Origin of the sequence: Exiguobacterium sp. S3 (genome assembly GCF_018617295.1) — a bacterium.
Lineage (GTDB): Bacteria > Bacillota > Bacilli > Exiguobacteriales > Exiguobacteriaceae > Exiguobacterium > Exiguobacterium profundum.
In genome coordinates, this window is the sequence record NZ_JACSJW010000005.1 from 126,452 (window position 1) to 143,244 (window position 16,793).

Annotated in this window: 19 protein-coding genes; 15 read left to right on the forward strand and 4 right to left on the reverse strand. The window is 47.8% G+C overall.

Annotated elements, in window-relative coordinates; all coding sequences use genetic code 11:
* Positions 1-67: 67 nt before the first annotated feature.
* The 9 genes from KNO65_RS13220 (at position 68) to KNO65_RS13260 (ending at position 7,010) form a co-directional block, all read left to right on the forward strand.
* Complete coding sequence (locus KNO65_RS13220; RefSeq protein ID WP_015880820.1) at positions 68-778, forward strand: Crp/Fnr family transcriptional regulator; 711 nt, start codon at positions 68-70, stop codon at positions 776-778.
* A gap of 178 nt (positions 779-956) precedes the next feature.
* Positions 957-1,076, forward strand: a complete 120-nt coding sequence (locus KNO65_RS13225; protein WP_224863290.1) for a cytochrome c oxidase subunit 2A — start codon at positions 957-959, stop codon at positions 1,074-1,076.
* A gap of 24 nt (positions 1,077-1,100) precedes the next feature.
* Positions 1,101-1,571: a cytochrome c oxidase subunit II gene (locus tag KNO65_RS13230; protein WP_015880821.1), complete on the forward strand. Its 471-nt coding sequence runs from the start codon at positions 1,101-1,103 to the stop codon at positions 1,569-1,571.
* Complete coding sequence (locus KNO65_RS13235; RefSeq protein ID WP_251131729.1) at positions 1,572-3,257, forward strand: b(o/a)3-type cytochrome-c oxidase subunit 1; 1,686 nt, start codon at positions 1,572-1,574, stop codon at positions 3,255-3,257.
* Between the two features lie 52 nt (positions 3,258-3,309).
* Complete coding sequence (locus KNO65_RS13240) at positions 3,310-3,900, forward strand: kinase (RefSeq protein WP_214784779.1); 591 nt, start codon at positions 3,310-3,312, stop codon at positions 3,898-3,900.
* Between the two features lie 140 nt (positions 3,901-4,040).
* Positions 4,041-4,433: a GntR family transcriptional regulator gene (locus KNO65_RS13245; protein WP_074037745.1), complete on the forward strand. Its 393-nt coding sequence runs from the start codon at positions 4,041-4,043 to the stop codon at positions 4,431-4,433.
* Positions 4,411-5,091 (forward strand): ATP-binding cassette domain-containing protein, encoded by a 681-nt coding sequence (locus KNO65_RS13250; RefSeq protein WP_214784781.1) that lies wholly within the window; start codon positions 4,411-4,413, stop codon positions 5,089-5,091. The genes KNO65_RS13245 and KNO65_RS13250 overlap by 23 nt, the downstream gene beginning before the upstream one ends.
* Positions 5,088-5,894: a hypothetical protein gene (locus KNO65_RS13255; protein ID WP_214784783.1), complete on the forward strand. Its 807-nt coding sequence runs from the start codon at positions 5,088-5,090 to the stop codon at positions 5,892-5,894. The genes KNO65_RS13250 and KNO65_RS13255 overlap by 4 nt, the downstream gene beginning before the upstream one ends.
* Positions 5,895-5,903: 9 nt before the next feature.
* Positions 5,904-7,010: a hypothetical protein gene (locus KNO65_RS13260; RefSeq protein WP_214784786.1), complete on the forward strand. Its 1,107-nt coding sequence runs from the start codon at positions 5,904-5,906 to the stop codon at positions 7,008-7,010.
* 22 nt (positions 7,011-7,032) lie between these two features.
* On the opposite strand, the gene KNO65_RS13265 is transcribed toward KNO65_RS13260, so the two are convergent.
* Genes KNO65_RS13265 through KNO65_RS13275 form a run of 3 tightly spaced genes read right to left on the reverse strand, consistent with a single transcriptional unit; the run spans position 7,033 to position 9,316 of the window.
* Positions 7,033-7,677, reverse strand: a complete 645-nt coding sequence (locus tag KNO65_RS13265) for a hypothetical protein (protein WP_214784788.1) — start codon at positions 7,675-7,677, stop codon at positions 7,033-7,035.
* Complete coding sequence (locus KNO65_RS13270; protein WP_214784790.1) at positions 7,674-8,840, reverse strand: DEAD/DEAH box helicase; 1,167 nt, start codon at positions 8,838-8,840, stop codon at positions 7,674-7,676. The genes KNO65_RS13265 and KNO65_RS13270 overlap by 4 nt, the downstream gene beginning before the upstream one ends.
* A 53-nt stretch (positions 8,841-8,893) precedes the next feature.
* A complete protein-coding gene (locus KNO65_RS13275) occupies positions 8,894-9,316 on the reverse strand; it encodes a hypothetical protein (RefSeq protein ID WP_015880830.1) in 423 nt (140 codons plus the stop codon).
* Between the two features lie 361 nt (positions 9,317-9,677).
* Here KNO65_RS13275 and pflB point away from each other — a divergent pair, with 361 nt between their 5' ends.
* Together pflB and pflA are read left to right on the forward strand one after the other, a co-directional pair.
* Entirely contained in the window at positions 9,678-11,924 is a 2,247-nt protein-coding gene (gene pflB / locus KNO65_RS13280; RefSeq protein ID WP_214691484.1) for a formate C-acetyltransferase, read from the forward strand.
* Between the two features lie 56 nt (positions 11,925-11,980).
* Positions 11,981-12,697: a pyruvate formate-lyase-activating protein gene (gene pflA / locus KNO65_RS13285; RefSeq protein ID WP_074037738.1), complete on the forward strand. Its 717-nt coding sequence runs from the start codon at positions 11,981-11,983 to the stop codon at positions 12,695-12,697.
* A gap of 41 nt (positions 12,698-12,738) precedes the next feature.
* On the opposite strand, the gene rsgA is transcribed toward pflA, so the two are convergent.
* Positions 12,739-13,704, reverse strand: coding sequence for a ribosome small subunit-dependent GTPase A (rsgA, locus tag KNO65_RS13290; protein ID WP_214784792.1), 966 nt, complete (start codon positions 13,702-13,704; stop codon positions 12,739-12,741).
* 244 nt (positions 13,705-13,948) lie between these two features.
* On the opposite strand from rsgA, the gene KNO65_RS13295 reads away from it, so the two are divergent.
* From KNO65_RS13295 to KNO65_RS13310, 4 genes are all read left to right on the forward strand, one after another.
* A complete protein-coding gene (locus tag KNO65_RS13295) occupies positions 13,949-14,338 on the forward strand; it encodes a lmo0954 family membrane protein (RefSeq protein ID WP_214784794.1) in 390 nt (129 codons plus the stop codon).
* A 22-nt stretch (positions 14,339-14,360) separates the two neighbouring features.
* Entirely contained in the window at positions 14,361-15,005 is a 645-nt protein-coding gene (locus tag KNO65_RS13300) for a PspA/IM30 family protein (RefSeq protein ID WP_074037735.1), read from the forward strand.
* Between the two features lie 78 nt (positions 15,006-15,083).
* Complete coding sequence (gene liaF, locus KNO65_RS13305) at positions 15,084-15,773, forward strand: cell wall-active antibiotics response protein LiaF (RefSeq protein WP_015880836.1); 690 nt, start codon at positions 15,084-15,086, stop codon at positions 15,771-15,773.
* A complete protein-coding gene (locus KNO65_RS13310; protein ID WP_074037734.1) occupies positions 15,770-16,792 on the forward strand; it encodes a sensor histidine kinase in 1,023 nt (340 codons plus the stop codon). Before liaF ends, KNO65_RS13310 begins: the two co-directional genes overlap by 4 nt.
* Position 16,793 lies beyond the last annotated feature (1 nt).

Here is a 16,793-nt window from a genome sequence, read left to right on the forward strand (position 1 = left end):
GTCACACTCCTGTATAATAAAGTCATAAATGGAACGGACGAATGAAACGTGGAGGGAGCACCGACCTATGTCAATGCAATGTGGAACGACCCAACCGAACAGTTTTGTATTCTCAGACGAAACGAAACAGCTGTTACTCGAAATGATGACGCTTCAGCATCATCCAAAAGCGAGTATCGTGTGTTGGGAAGGTGAGAAGTGTGATAAGTTCTTTTATTTGAAGAGTGGATCTGTCAAATTCACGAAAATCACGAAAAAGGGAAATCCACTCGTCATGTTCATGTATGGATCGGATGATTTCTTTGGTGAGTTTGACATCGTGGAGACATTCCCTAGTTCGTATAGCATCGAAACGACTGAAGAGAGTACCATCGGGACGATTTCAAAACGAGAGTTAGAATCGCTCATGCAGCGCGATATCCGTTTTGCCGGAGAAATCTTGCGCTGGACATCGATGATGCGTAAGCATTCCGAAATGAAAGTGCGCGACTTATTGTTGTATGGAAAACCTGGTGCATTGGCTTCGACGTTACTTCGAATGGCCGCGATGCATGGAGTGGAGGAAGAAGATGCAATCGTGATTCCTCGTCATCCGTCTGACGGAGAACTCGGACAACTGATTGGAGCACCGCGTGAGACGGTGAACCGATTGATCAGTCAGTGGCGAAAAGAAGGTGTCATCAGCACAACAACGAAATCAATCATCATTCGCGATGTTGACTTTTTAAAAGAGTTATGCCATTGCGAAGGCTGCCCGGCAGGAATATGTCGTTTGTAAACCGCCCCATGTGGAGGCGGTTTTTTTGTGGATTGGTTTTGTACAAATGTGAACTTTATGTGTTGAAACTACGCAAAATTGATGTGATTGTCACTTTTTGAGTGATAAATATCACATATTATCACCAGAGCGATTGCATACAATAAAGGTGGAAAAACAAGCGAAAGGGGTCTTACACGTGGAACATAAAGATGGACAAGAACCGAATTTAAAAGGAACGTTCACATCGGTCATGATCGTGGCGGGTGTCATCATCGCCATGTGGTCATCAGTCTTTTACTTATTCGTCACTCGATAAGAATTCAGGGAGGGGGGTCTCATCATGCATATTCATAAACTAGAAAAATATTGGCTTACATTCGGCATCATTCTACTCGCAGTCTTCCTGACTGTTCTCGGGGTATCCGCATTCGCGGCAGGTAATCAACCCGCATCGGATGCAGACTTGATTGACCCGGCAAAAGTAAATCAGACGGCTCCGTTCGACAAACCAGGACTTCATCAAATTGGTGAAAATGAATACGAGCTCGTCATGATCGCACAAGCGTTTACGTTCACACCAGGGAATGTTGAAATTCCAAAAGGGGCAAAAGTGACGTTCCTCGTGACATCACCTGACGTCGTCCACGGATTTCAGTTGACGGGTACGCCGGTCAACATGATGATCGTCCCGGGACATATCAACTCGTTGACGTACACATTCGAGGAAGCTGGCGAATTTTTAATCTTGTGTAACGAATATTGCGGTACAGGGCATCACATGATGTCGACTAAAATCAAGGTGGTGGAATAAATGAATGACGTATCATCTAAACTGAAGCAATGGGAGATGGAACGCGGCGTACCGGTTCCGAGTATCGGAGCAAAAGAGGCACGTCTTGCCTACGGACATGTTCTCGTATCCGTTCTCGCCATCTTGATTGGAGCGCTAGCTGGATTGACTCAGACATTGATTCGGACGGGTGTCATTCCTGAAATCTTTGGATACTATCAACTTCTGACTGCACACGGAATCATGCTTGGACTCGTCTTTACGACGATGTTCATTATCGGTCTTTTATATGCGTTACTCGCGAAATCGTTCGGTCGCTTTGAATCATTCCCGACGCGTGTCGCGTGGCTCGGTTTTTGGACGATCATCATCGGTGCTGTCATGGTAACCGTCATGATTTTGGCCAATAAAGGGACGGTCTTATATACGTTTTATGCGCCGCTCATGGCAGATCCGATCTTCTATGTCGGGCTCGTGTTATTCGTAGTCGGGACATGGTTGTCGTCTTTCGCGATGTTCCGCATGTATGCGGATTACAAGCGTGACAACCCTGGTGTTCATCCACCACTTCCGGCTTATATGAGTATCATGACGATGCTTCTTTGGGACATTGCGACACTTGGTGTCGCAGCCACGATTTTATTCCAGCTCCTTCCGCTCTCGTTAGGATGGACGGATACAGTCGGAATCGAGTTATCTCGTACATTGTTCTGGTACTTCGGTCACCCGCTCGTTTATTTCTGGCTGATGCCGGCATATATCGTGTGGTATACGGTCGTACCGAAAGTGATCGGTGGGAAAATCTTCTCGGATGCGTTGGCGCGGATGGCGTTCTTGCTGTTCTTACTCTTCTCATTCCCGGTCGGTTTCCACCATCAGTTGACAGAGCCAGGGATTGAACCGTTCTGGAAGTTCGTTCAAGTCATCTTGACGTTCTTGGTCGTCATCCCTTCATTCATGACTGCATTCTCGCTCTTTGCGACGTTCGAACTTCGTGGACGTGCGCTCGGCGCGAAAGGGCTGTTCGGATGGGTGAAGAAAATGCCGTATGGCGACGTTCGCTTCCTTGCTCCTTTCGTTGGGATGTTGTTCTTCATCCCGGCTGGTGCAGGTGGAATCATCAACGCGTCTCACCAATTGAACGCGATGGTCCACAATACGCTTTGGGTCACAGGACACTTCCACATCACAGTCGGAACTGCCGTCGCCTTGACGTTCTTTGGAACAGCGTACTGGCTCGTCCCAGTCCTTCGTGGTCGCACGTTGACGAAGGCGATGAACAAGCTTGGATTGATTCAAACAGGAACATGGGCGTTCGGTATGGCGATCATGTCCTATGCGATGCATATCTCAGGATTGAACGGGAACCCACGTCGAACGGGTCCGGCAACTTATTTCTCGGATGCGTTGACGCGTGAGTGGATCCCATATCATGTCATGATGGCAATCGGGGGAACGATTTTGTTCATCTCCGTTCTCATCTTCGTCTACTCGATGTTCAACTTGTCATTCCTCGCTCCAAAAGGCGAAGAAGAATTCCCGCTCGCCGAGACAGAAGAGGCGGCGATGGATACACCGCGTTACTTCGAGAATTGGAAGCTATGGATTACCGTGACGTTCGTCTTGATCGCATTTGCATACACCGTTCCAATCTGGCACTTGATTGAGAGTGCGCCTCCAGGAGCGCGTGGTTGGGTACTCTGGTAAACTGAAGTCAGCTCATTCGTGAGCTGACTTCTTTTGTGTGAGGAGGAACGATATGAACATAGTAGACGTCATCCGTGCGGCGCGTTCGATGCACTCAGAGAATCGACCGTTTGTCGTGGCGATTGATGGACTGAGCGGAGCGGGCAAGACGACGCTCGTTTCATATTTGAACAATGACCCTAGCATTTACGTTCTTCACATCGATGACTATATCGTCGAACGTGACAGACGCTATCAGACCGGACAGCTTGAATCGACTGAGTATTACGCACTTCAATGGGACGTGTCACGCTTAGAACGTGAACTGTTTCGTCCATTGAGGAATGGGATAACGGTATTGACGTTACCTCGTTACGTGTATAAACGAGATGTCATCGCAGAAGAGATTGTGAACATATCATTCGCACATACAGTTGTCGTAGAAGGGATTTTTCTACAACGTCCGGAATGGCGTTCTTATTTCGACTATGTGATTTATCTCGACTGTCCCCGAAAAGTTCGGTACGAGCGAGTACTGAACCGGGATACATACCTCGGTGATCCAACAGCACGGCTTGAAAAATACAAGCGTAGGTATTGGCCCGGGGAAGATTTGTATCTTCAGCACGTCGACCCGAAAAGAGGAGCAGACATCGTGCTCTGACTGAACGTTTCAACATCTGACGTACGTGTCAGATGTTTTTTGTTTGGAGAAAATTTGAAAAAAATGATTGACGTCTTAGTGTATTACGCTAATAATACAGTTAGAAAGTGTATTAACCATGTCATACACTTAGAAAGGTGATGAACATGCAATTCAATACGAGGACACCAGTTTACCTACAAGTCGTCGACTACTTCAAGAAGAAGATGGCACTCGGTAAACTGAAAGCCGGGGATGAAATGCCATCCCGGCGAGAACTAGCGAACGATTTAAAAATTAATCCGAACACCGTTCAAAAAGCGTTCAAAGAAATGGAGGACCAACAATTGATTACGACCGAACGAAATCGACCGAGTCGTGTAACGACAGATGGTACGGTATTGGCACAAATCCGCTCTGAGATTGTAGATGACGCGGTCGCGGTATTTGTGGAAGCGATTCAAGAACTCGACGTCTCGGTAGACGAGCTGGTCGATAAGATTAAACGTCAGTACAAGGAGGGGACGTACGATGATCGAAGTGTTGGGAGTTAAAAAGCGCTATCGCCGGAAACAAGTCATTGAAGACGTTTCGTTCACAGCGAATAAAGGGGAAATCACGTGCCTGATTGGGCTGAACGGGACGGGGAAATCAACGTTATTGAAAGGCATCATGGGATTGACACCTTTTGATAAAGGTTCGGTATTGATTGATGGAAAACCAATTGATTTGAATCGTGTCGCCTTTGTCGCCGACCATGCGATGTTCCCGATTCATTTCACGATTGAGCAATGTGAAGCGTTTATGAAAGATTTTTATCCAACATTTGATTCGACATTATTTGCTCGTCTCGTCGAAGATTTTAAATTATTCCCGGAAGATAAGTTGAGCGAGTTATCGAAAGGGACGCTCGCCAAAGCGAATCTTGCGCTCGGCATTGCCCAAGACCCTGATTATCTATTGCTCGATGAGCCGTTCTCAGGAATCGATGTCTTTTCGAAAGAACAGATTGTTGAACTGTTCTCAAGTGAAATCATGGAGAGCCGGGGCGTCCTCATTACGACACATGAAATAGAGGATATCGAGTACTTGATCGACAAGGTAGTCATGTTGAATAACGGACGCATCGTTCGTGAGTTTGACGTCGAGGATGTCCGTTTCATTCACGGGAAGTCGATCGTCGATGTGATGAGAGAGGAGTACGGGGCATGAATCTATTGAAACTATTGAGTTGGGAAGTTGAACGTGTCACGAAACCGTTCTTGACATTAGTCGCAGGTCTTATCGTTATACAGTTTGGATATCTCGGTTACTTTTTATGGGACGAAACAAACTTTTATGAACAGTTGCAACGTGAAGGAAATGCGGACTATCAATTGTCATTTTCAGACTACCTTGGAGATACACCTTATCTCCTGTCGCTCGGCATTGCGGTCGCAGTGGTGTTATTATACAGTGCATGGATTTGGTATCGCGATTTTCAAGGACGTGGGACGTTTATGTTGCGACTACTCACAATGCCACAAAAGCGGATGACCTTGTTTTTCGCCAAACTCGCCACAATCTTAATGATGACGTTGGGACTGTTTGCCATCGAATGGATTGCTCTCAAGTTACAATACATAGCGTTCACGAGTTGGTGTGATGGAAAGATGATACCGATGAATGGATCATTTGAACAAGCTCTATCTTTCAATAGAATATTGGGAATGATGTATCCTGCTTCAGTTGTCAACTTTGTCATCCATCAATTATTTATTGTCATCGTCGTACTATTTGTTTTCACATTTGTGTTGATTGAACGGAGTTTCTGGCAACGGACGATCTGGTCACCGGTACTTAGCTTGTCAATTCTAGTTGTCATCTTTACTATTCCAGTTTTAGGTTACGCGTTCTTGTCGAATCGACTGATTTATGATGAGACGATTGTGTATGTCAGTGTGGTATTGGTCGTATGGACAAGTGTGACGATTTGGCTAAGTCGAAGATTTTTACAGACGAAATTGAATGTGTGAGGTGAGAAGATGAAACGAATGTGGAATATGGCCGCGCTCGGTGCGGTCATCGTGATTGGGCTTGGGACGTTTGCCGTTGATGCGACAGAACCGAAAGCAGAATGGGCGTTAGACATCAGTTCGAATCCATCTGTGTGGGAAGACGCGGTGGTAGAGGTCACGTATGGCACAGAGGACGATGTTGCACAGTGGTTTGAAGTGACGACGGATGAGAGTCGTATCACGTCAAACTTGAATTATATTGCTGAGGGACTGCGATATCGTGAACGTTTGAATGAGGGAGAACGTTCGATTCATCGACAAATGAACGGAATGACGTATGCGGAATCGATTCGAACAGAGGATGGATACATCGGGGTCGGTCAGAATGGGATGAAAGAGCTCATCGTATTTACACAAGAAGATGGAGAAAAGTTATCGACGTCTTCGTTCGATGCCAGTGATTCAAAAATATACGACATCGTGAACGGGGTATGGTCAGGCGTATTTCTGAATGATGGCCAGTTAAACTTAATCTATCGAGATGGATATGACGGTGAAGAAAAAACGATGCTCGCCACGTTTGATCAAGCGATGAATGAGGTGACCGTCAAAGAAGTGAATATGGACAAAGGATTTATCACCCATGTCATCAATACGAATCGTTTTTACGCTACCGATGTATCCTCTCAAGTGACAGAAACTCGTTACATCTCTGTCGGTGTCAGCTCGTACGAAGTGATCCGAGAAGGAGAAGAGGAAATCAATGTTGAGGATCCGAACCCAGGACTCTTCGCTTACGATACAAAAACGGGTAAAGTTGTTCAATTGGCTGAAGGTCAGGACTTTTGGGATCATACAGTGTCGGGTCACCACCTGTTCGCCTTAAATGAGGATGGCGAGGAAGTCGTCATCGACTTGAACACCGGGAAGCAGATGACTCGTAAAGTTCTCGATTCAGTGGATCACGCCTTCTATGAAAATGGTCGCCTGTACCAAACGCGCCAAGCGAAAGACGGTGTCGTCATCGATGTATACGAGGATGGGAAACAAATCTCGAGTGCGGCGATCACGCCTGAAAACGAAGAAGCGCGTGACATGCTCAAACAGATTGACGTAGATGTCAGACAAAAATAAGCAAAGGGCCGCGGCCCTTTGCTTATTTTGATGGTTTCGGTATGATGACGCCTTCTTCTAAATCCAGCAACAAATCAATCAGTTCCGCGCAGAATTCCGGGAACTGCTCCAAAAAGGCACCGGGACCGACTTCATCTGTAAAGTCGATATACAGATCGGCGACATTCCCAGACATCTTCGCAGGTAAGGCGAGAAACGCAGAACCGAAACGCCAACTACCTCGGATATCGAGTAACTTCCCGAGGACGAGGTCGCCGGTCTCACGTTCTTCTGGTAACTGAACAGCGTATGTCTCTTTGGACTCCCAGTCTTTCAACTGACCGTCCTCCGTCACTTCAAAGATGCTACAACGCGGAACGGCTAATCCACGGAGTGCGTGATATAGGGCAGGGGACATGTCGCTCTTATGGTCTGCCAAGTAGCGACCATGGGGTGTCATCCCGTCCTCATCCGTCTCAAAGAAGACGGCCCAATCGATGAAGAGGTCACGGAAGAGTTCGGCATCTTTTAAGTGCCATGTCCCTTCCGATGCGATCTCTTGAATATAGTTCGTCCATTGTGTGCTTCGCGCGAGAGCCGCTTGCTCATACAACTTTTTCAGTTCGGTAAGCAATTCGGACTCTTCGACGAGCAAAGGGAAGGGAATTACTTTCCGGTCTTTTTTCATCGGCGCGGTCCTCGCTTGTTCGCAGGACGTTTGACGACAGGAGGCTTCTCCTCAATCCGTTTCTCAATCACGTCACCGCGATAGATTTCGAGCTCTTTCAACTCGACACCGAGTTGACGCGCGAACGATTTCAAGTGCGGCAGGTCATCCGTCGTCACGAGTGAAAGGACAGTCCCTCCCGCGTTACCACGAGCGGTACGGCCAGAACGGTGGATGAAGTCATCAATGGACTCCGGTAAGTCGAAATGGACGACGTGTGTCACATCTTCAATATCGAGACCGCGTGCAGCAAGACCAGTCGTGATAAGGAGCGGGTATTCGCCTTTACGGAATTCGCGGAGCGTCTCGACGCGTTCGCGCTTCCCTTTCAAGCTGTCGAGCATCCGGTAGTTTACTTTCAACTTTTCAAGTTCTCCGCGAAGCGGTGGCAAAAACGAGCGGTTGTTGATGAAGGCGAGTGCCTTCAAATCGTCGACGTGTGAAAGACGACGAAGAAGTTCCGGTTTATACCGGCGCGTCGTCAACAGATAGCCGTACGTCACTTGATCGCTGACGGCACGTTCGATTTTGATATGAGCCGGTTCGTTCATGAATGGTGACGCCCACTCTTGGAGTGAGTCGGTGAGTGTTGCCGAGACGAGTGCAAGCTGACGCTCGTGCGCGGTATGCTTGATGATTCGTTCTGCGGCCTCTGTCAAACCGCTATCGATGATTTGGTCGGCCTCATCTAAAATGACGGTATGTGTCTCGTGGAGCTTCAGTTTTTTCTTGTCGATCAACTCGACGAGACGACCTGGCGTCCCAACGATCAAATGTGGCTTCTTCTTGATTCGGTCGATTTGACGTTTCAATTCGACGCCACCGATGAACGAACCGATGCGGACGTCGCCTTTTTCGGTGAAACGTTGTGCGACTTGTTGAATCTGCATGACAAGTTCACGGGTCGGGGCGACGACAACGACTTGGATGCGGTCGTTCGATGGGTCGATCTTTTCAATGGCTGGAAGGAGGTAGGCGAGTGTCTTACCCGTTCCGGTTGGTGCCTCGATTGTCACGTCTTTTCCATCTAATAGTAGAGGAAACGCTTCTTTTTGGACCGGCATCGGCTCATTGAAGCCCATCCGTTCCCACGTTTCGTTAATAAAAGGTTTTGTAAAATTCATATTCGGTCTCCTTATCTTTAGGCAAAAACAAAGGAAGCGACAGCGCTCCCTCGTCAAATATAGCGAACATGCTCCTGACCATCTTCCATGGAAGAACGTAACGTCTGTGTATACGTCTGACCGTCTTCGATGAGTTGGATGTGGGCGTCTGCACCTTCTGCTGTCAATTCAACTTTCTCAATCGTGAATCCTTGATAAACGCGATACTGTAACTCGGCCGTCATGTTCTCGAACGGTTTCAGTTCCGGATGTGTCGTAATGACATGGATTGGACGCGACAAAAGTGCGGCGAGTAGCTGGTCGCGATAATCAATAAAATCTTCGTTCTCGATGTCATCGTCGAAGCGGATCCAAAACCCTCCGTCTTCAAATTCTGTGATAAATCCGTCACGCTTTTCGCCGGCCTCATCGACCTTTAATGAGATGCGATCGCCAACCTGAAAGGCGTGATTTGCTGTTAATGGTTCATACGTCATGAGTAGAACCCCTTCCTCTTATACAATGTTCTGCCTTCATTGTGTCTGATACGACACAAAAATTCAAGTTCTAACCGAGTGATGTGAGATTAATCACCTTAAAAACTGTATAGTTCGTCACAGAACAATCAAATTAGTACAGATGATAGGTAAACCTTATCTAATTAGGGATCATCTGTTTCAAACTATATAAACTAGCAGATATAACAGTTTGTAAAACGCTTTCAAAAACGGCTATTTCATCACGTTCATAAGATTGTTACAAGTTTCACAAGAATGTAAAACATATTGTTCACGTTTTCACGTACACTCACAGTATAGATAACACGCAGTTACTTTCGAGAATGAGGAGTGAATCAACATGGCAACCGAAATCAAATCCGCATGGTCAGGTTTTGTCCCCGGTCAGTGGACGAATGAAGTAAATGTCAGTGAGTTTATCCGTTTGAACCGTCATGAGTACACAGGAGACGATGCGTTTTTAGCAGGTCCGACCGAAGCGACAAACGTTCTTTGGAATCGTGTGATGGAACTAACAAAAGAAGAGCGTGAACGTGGAGGCGTCTGGGACGTCGATCAACACACACCATCGACCATCGTATCGCATGGACCAGGTTACTTAAACAAAGAGTTAGAGAAAGTCGTTGGCGTTCAGACGGATGAACCGTTCAAACGTTCGATTCACCCGAATGGCGGCATCCGTATGGTCGATGCGGCACTCGAATCATATGGTTTCGAGCCAGACGAAGAAATCACAAAAATTTACTCAGAGATTCGTAAAACACATAACCAAGGTGTCTTCGATGCCTATACGCCTGAAATGCGGGCCGCTCGTAAATCAGGGATCATCACGGGGCTTCCAGATGCTTACGGTCGTGGACGCATCATCGGTGACTATCGTCGCGTCGCTCTCTATGGAATTGACTTCTTGATGGCAGAACGCAAAAAGGATTTAGCGAAACGCGGCGGGTTCTTATCTGAGTCTGACATCCGCGATCGGGAAGAACTGAATGAACAACTTCGTGCCCTCCAAGAACTTAAACAACTCGGAGCTGCATATGGATTTGACCTCGGTCGTCCTGCGGAAAATACGCAAGAAGCATATCAATGGGTATACTTGGCGTATCTTGCTGCCATCAAAGAACAAAACGGTGCCGCGATGTCACTCGGTCGCGTCTCGACCTTCCTTGACGTGTACGCTGAACGTGACCTTGAAACGGGTCGCTTAACAGAATCAGACGTCCAAGAAATCGTTGACCACTTCATCATGAAACTTCGAATCGTCAAATTCTTACGGACACCGGACTACAATGAATTATTCTCAGGTGACCCGACTTGGGTGACAGAATCAATCGGTGGGATGAGTCAAGACGGTCGCTCGAACGTCACGAAGAGTTCATTCCGGTTCTTGCATTCACTCACGAACCTCGGACCAGCTCCAGAACCAAACTTGACGGTCCTTTGGTCGACGAAACTTCCAGAAGGATTCAAACAATACTGTGCGAAAATGTCGATTGAAACTTCGGCTATTCAATATGAGAACGATGACTTGATGATGCCACAATTCGGTGATGACTACGGCATCGCATGTTGTGTGTCACCGATGAAGATCGGGAAACAAATGCAGTTCTTCGGTGCGCGTGCCAACATGGCGAAGGCTCTCCTTTATAGCATGAACGGCGGTCGTGACGAGAAGAGCGGTGCTCAAATCGCTCCAGTTTGGGAAATGAACACAGAAGACGTGCTTACGTACGAAAAAGTATATGCCGACTTTGACCGGACGCTCGACTGGTTGGCAGAGCTATACGTGAATACGCTCAACGTCATCCACTTCATGCACGATAAATATGCGTATGAACGAATCGAAATGGCGCTTCACGATCCTGAAATCTTACGGACGATGGCTTGTGGGATCGCGGGTCTCTCGGTAACGGCGGATAGTCTTTCAGCAATCAAATACGCAAACGTCAAACCGATCCGTAATGAAGAAGGAATCATCGTCGACTTCGAAACAGAAGGGGACTTCCCGAAATTCGGAAACAATGATGACCGTGTCGATGCAATCGCCGTCGAACTCGTCGAATCATTCATGGAGAAAGTACGGAAACATAAAACATATCGTGACGCACTTCATACGCAATCGGTCCTCACGATCACATCGAACGTCGTCTACGGTAAGAAAACAGGAAATACGCCAGACGGTCGTCGTGCGGGTGAACCATTCGCTCCAGGTGCCAACCCAATGCATGGACGGGATACAAAAGGTGCGGCTGCATCGCTCTCATCTGTTGCGAAACTTCCATTTGAACACGCACAAGACGGAATCTCTTACACGTTCTCAATCGTACCGAAAGCACTCGGAAAAGAAGAAATCGCACGCGAACTCAACTTGGCGGCGCTTCTCGATGGGTACATGAGCGGAGAGCACAAAGGACATCACTTGAACGTTAACGTCTTCAACCGCGAGACGCTTCTCGACGCAATGGAACATCCAGAAGAATATCCACAACTCACAATCCGTGTATCAGGATATGCGGTCAACTTCATCAAGTTGACACGTGAGCAACAGATCGACGTCATCAACCGTACGTTCCACGGTTCGTTGTAAATAAAGGCTTAGCGGCCTTCTACGGAGAGCCGCTCATTCGTTAGGAGGTCATTTCGATGACAATGGGATATGTACATTCGGTCGAATCATTTGGAACAGTTGACGGCCCTGGTATTCGCTTTATCGTCTTTTTACAAGGTTGTGCGTTACGTTGCCTCTATTGCCATAATGCAGATACGTGGGATTTCAAAAAGAATAATCACCGCTCGGCTGAAGACGTCATTCAAGAGGCGCTCAGCTACCGTCCGTTCATGGACGCATCGAAAGGCGGCATCACGATTTCTGGTGGCGACCCACTCGCGCAACCTGAATTTTTAGAGGCGCTGCTGCGTGAAGCGAAAAAGCATGGGCTTCATACGACACTTGATACGTCTGGTGCGCTCCGACCTCCTAATTTGGATGCGATTTTAGATCACACCGATCTTGTCTTGCTCGATATCAAGCATATCGACGACGACATGTGTAAAAAGCTAACGGGACGTAGCAATGCCAACACGCTCGCGCTTGCCGAACACCTTTCCGAGCGCGGAACGAAAATGTGGATTCGCCACGTCCTTGTACCTGGATGGACGCTCGAAGAAGGTGCGCTTCGTCGCACGGCCGCGTTCATTCAAAAGCTAGACCATGTCGAGAAAGTCGAGATTTTGCCTTATCATGAGATGGGCGTCTACAAATGGGAGGCGCTCGGACTCGATTATCCGCTTAAAGGCACGAAGCCCCCGACATCCGATGAAGTCGAATGGGCAGAAGGGATTTTGCAGGGAACCGTATAAAAAAGCAAGCGCAGGCCGATGTGGTCTGCGCTTGCTTTACGTTACACTCGCTTTTTCTTCTTTTCTAGGACGCGGGCATGTTCTGCCTGTTTCTTCTCCATATAGAGAAGCTCTCGCTCAAGTTTGACGTAGCTCGCATAGCGTTTCGCATCTAGCGTACCGCTCGTGAGTGCCTCTTGGACGGCACAGCCCGGTTCTTTCTGATGTGAGCAGTCGCGGAAGCGGCATGTCTCGGCAAGTGCTTCGATATCGCGAAACGTCTCATCGAGGTGCTCGCTTCCTTCCCATAGTCCGAATTCTCGCATCCCTGGTGTGTCGATGACGTATAAGTCGTCGATTCGGAACAGTTCGCGGTGTGTCGTCGTATGTTTTCCGCGCTCGTCCTGCGCCCGGACGGCTTGTGTGACGGCAAGTGTCTCGTGGGCGAGGGCGTTCGTCAGCGTAGATTTTCCGACGCCGGACGAACCGACGAAGGCGATCGTGCTCTCACTCGGCAATGCGTGACGAAGTTCAGCCACACCTTCTCCCGTCACAGCACTGACGGGGAATACTTGAATTCCAGGTGCGTTCACTTGAATGTCTTCGAGCAATGTGTCGACGGAGTCGACTTGATCGGTCTTTGTCAAGACGATGATTGGGATTGCCCTGGTGTCCCAAGCGGCTAGCGTATAGCGTTCTAGGCGACGAATGTTGAAGTCGTGTCCACACGCCATCGTAATCAAGACGTAGTCGACGTTCGCGCAGATCAGTTGTTCACGTGTCTCGTTGCCGGCGGCCGCTCGTGAAAGAACGGTCCGACGCTCAAGGAGATGGTGAATCGTACCTTGACCATGCTCGCGAACTTGAATCGTGACATAATCGCCGATGACCGGGTAATCCCGTTCGCTCGTCGCGGCATGTCGAAATTTTCCGGAAACCCCGCACATATAGGCGTTTTCTCCGATTGATACCGTATAAAGATGTTGGAACTGTGCCGTGACACGTCCCGTTTCAGTTTGTTGATTCAAAAAGAATCCTCCTTTTAGTGATGGAGGACGACAGCCCTCCGATTTGCTGACATTTGGTTACGTGCATGCATCATGTTGCTCATAAAACATCATCCTTTCGTTGTTCGATAGCATTAGTGTACCACAGTTATTGGAAACGGTACCATCTCAGTCTAAAGACCGAGGTGAAACAAGCCTTCCGCTCGTCGACCTATGTCAAATAACGTATTATGATAAGAGTGTACTTAACAAGGAGGGATGACAGATGAATCACCAAGTGAAAAAGGTGTTGTTCATCGTGGCCGCGATCGCTCTAGTGCTCGTGTTGATCGGTTCTTTACCGAATATGATTTTATTCGGATTAGGAGCGCTCTTGACGCTTTGGGCTGGAGTCCGTTTTCAGGCTGTGACACACATCGGTGCTAAAGTTGGTTTCGGGATCCTTGTCGTCATTGGGATTGGGACGATGCTCTCAAACATTTGGGCGCTCGTCGGAATCATTGTCGCGTGGTTGTTGTTTAAAGGGTATATGATGTATACAAGTGAAAAACGCGACCCGGATGTCGAGATTTTAAATGCAGACGGAACGCGTGCCGGCCGGAGCAGCTTCCAGCAGTTTGATCAAGTGTGGCAAAAATTTGTTAATCGTCGTTGAGATTTCATAAGGAGGATTCACCATGAAGACACCGTTTGATCAGTTTCGTGAATTAGCGAATGAATTGACGAAAGAAATTTCGAAAGAAGTGAAGAAGTATCAGGATAAAGAGATGCCACGTTCAAGTGGAGAAGCGGAATTGAACCGTCATATCCGTGGAGCGGAGAAGGAAGCGTTGTCGGTTGAACGACTCGTGGAACGTCAACGTACATTGCTTGCAGAACTTGCTGAAAAACGTGATGATGCCAAGAAGATGGCAGATAAACGATATGAGCAAACAGAACTGGCGAAACAAGCCGGGGAAGAAAAGTTGGCAGAACGTGCGGCACTCGAATCCAAACATTACGGGGAACAGTACCGTTACTTTGAAGGATTGATTGACGAAGGTGAACGCGAGTTAGATACATTAGAGCGTCGTGCGCTCGAGATGAAACTCAAACTCGATGAGATGCAAAATAAACGTTATGAGTTTGCGATGCGCGAAAACCTAGACTTGTTAAAAGGGGCACTCGACCAAATCTTTGGTCAAAATACGTCTCAGTCGCATCCATTCACTGAGGAAGAAAAGAAAGAACAACCTGCCGAAGAGAAGCAAGACACGCAGGAAGATGAAGATGATTTTGAAGCAAAATTGAAAGAACTGGAGCGTCGCTTTAAACAAGAGTGAGGCGATGGTTCGGCGATGACCTGAACAGGGTCATCGCTTTCTTTGCTTCATACATATGAACAGAAAGGGGGAATGGACATGGAACGTTGGAACACACGTCAAATCATTGGATTTATGATTATCTTATTTTCAGTCGGACTCTTCATCGATATCGTGACGGGTGGGAATAGCGTCTTATTCAGCATGATCCTCCCGCTGCTTCTCCTCTACATCGGTCGACGGTTCAGTCGTCGGGGGAAGCAGTCTGCTAGCTATATTTTTTACGCAATTGGGGGAATCCTCTTGATTGGCTTGATTTTCTCATCTGCGGCATTCGGATTCGTGCTCTCCGGACTCCTCCTGTTATTCGGCTATCGACTCTATAAGAATCGACCGGTCGAATCGAAAATCCGGACACCCCTTCGTCAAGAACAAGCCTTCTCATTTGGGATGAAGGAATCGGGGCACTATGTGTTACGTGATACGAATGAGTTCTTTTTACTACGGGACGTTGAGATGGATTTGTCACAAGCCATCATTCCGGAAGGAGAGACGTTCTTACTCCTCAATGGACTTGCGGGAGACATTCGAATTCTCATTCCTGCGGGGTATGACTATTCGATTGACGCATCGATCGGGTTCGGTAAAGTGCAGGTCGATGACTCGAACTATTCGCCGGTGTTCAATCGTCGCTTCTATACAGCGTCTGATGATTATGTCCAGGCTACACGAAAAGTCCGGATTCATATCGTGCTCATGAGCGGAAGTGTCGAGGTGATGACGGTATGAAAAAAGATTCTTATCCACGAACGGTCGTCTGGCATCAACTGTTTAGTAGCTTGTTGACGGCTTTCTTGATTACTGTAGCGTTTCTCATAGGTGACTCGACTTCATTGAGCGATTTATTTTCGCGTGAAGAAGGGTTGCCTTTCGGTGTGTCCATTCTAGTGATTGCCGTCTTGATCGGAAGTATCTTTGGCGTCGGTTCGTATTTTTATTTGCGCCGAGACTTTCGGGAAGTCGCCAATGCCCTTTGGAAACTGGAGAACCAAAAAGACATCACCTTCCGCCCGATGTCCCCATACCGAGATACACTCGAACGAATCGTCCGCGTATCGAAACAGCGCCAAGAAATGGTCGAGATGGCGAAGCGAGTCGGTGAGCGTCCGGTCAGTGTGGAAGAGGCGCGGAGTGAGGCCGTCGTCGAAGAAAGACGTCGCGTCGCACGAGAACTTCATGATTCGGTGAGTCAACAGCTCTATGCCATCTCGATGATGACGACAGCGGTCAAACAGACGATGCAGACGAAACCAGAACTCGCGAGTAAACAAATGGAACAAGTCGAGCTCATGGCGCAGACCGCACAGGCAGAGATGCGTTCGTTGCTGTTACAACTTCGGCCGGTCGAACTAGAAGGCATGACACTAAAGACGGGAATTGAACGCTTGTTAGAAGAACTGTCTCGTAAACAATCGACCGAGCTCGTCTGGCGTTTAGAGGAAGTGAAGCTCTCCCGGCACACTGAAAATGAACTGTTTCGGATTGTTCAGGAAGCGATTAGTAACACGTTACGACACGCCAAAGCGACTCGTTTAGAAATCGAGATGCGAACCGTGCAACAGACGGTCATCTTAAAGATTAACGATGACGGAATCGGATTTAATGTGGACGATACACAAGTCGCCTCATATGGATTACAATCGATAAGAGAGCGTACGGCAGAAGTCGGTGGAACGTTGCGATTGGTCAGTGTGCCGAATGTCGGGACACAAATTGAAGTACGTGTGAAACAACAAGTGGAGGGGTAAT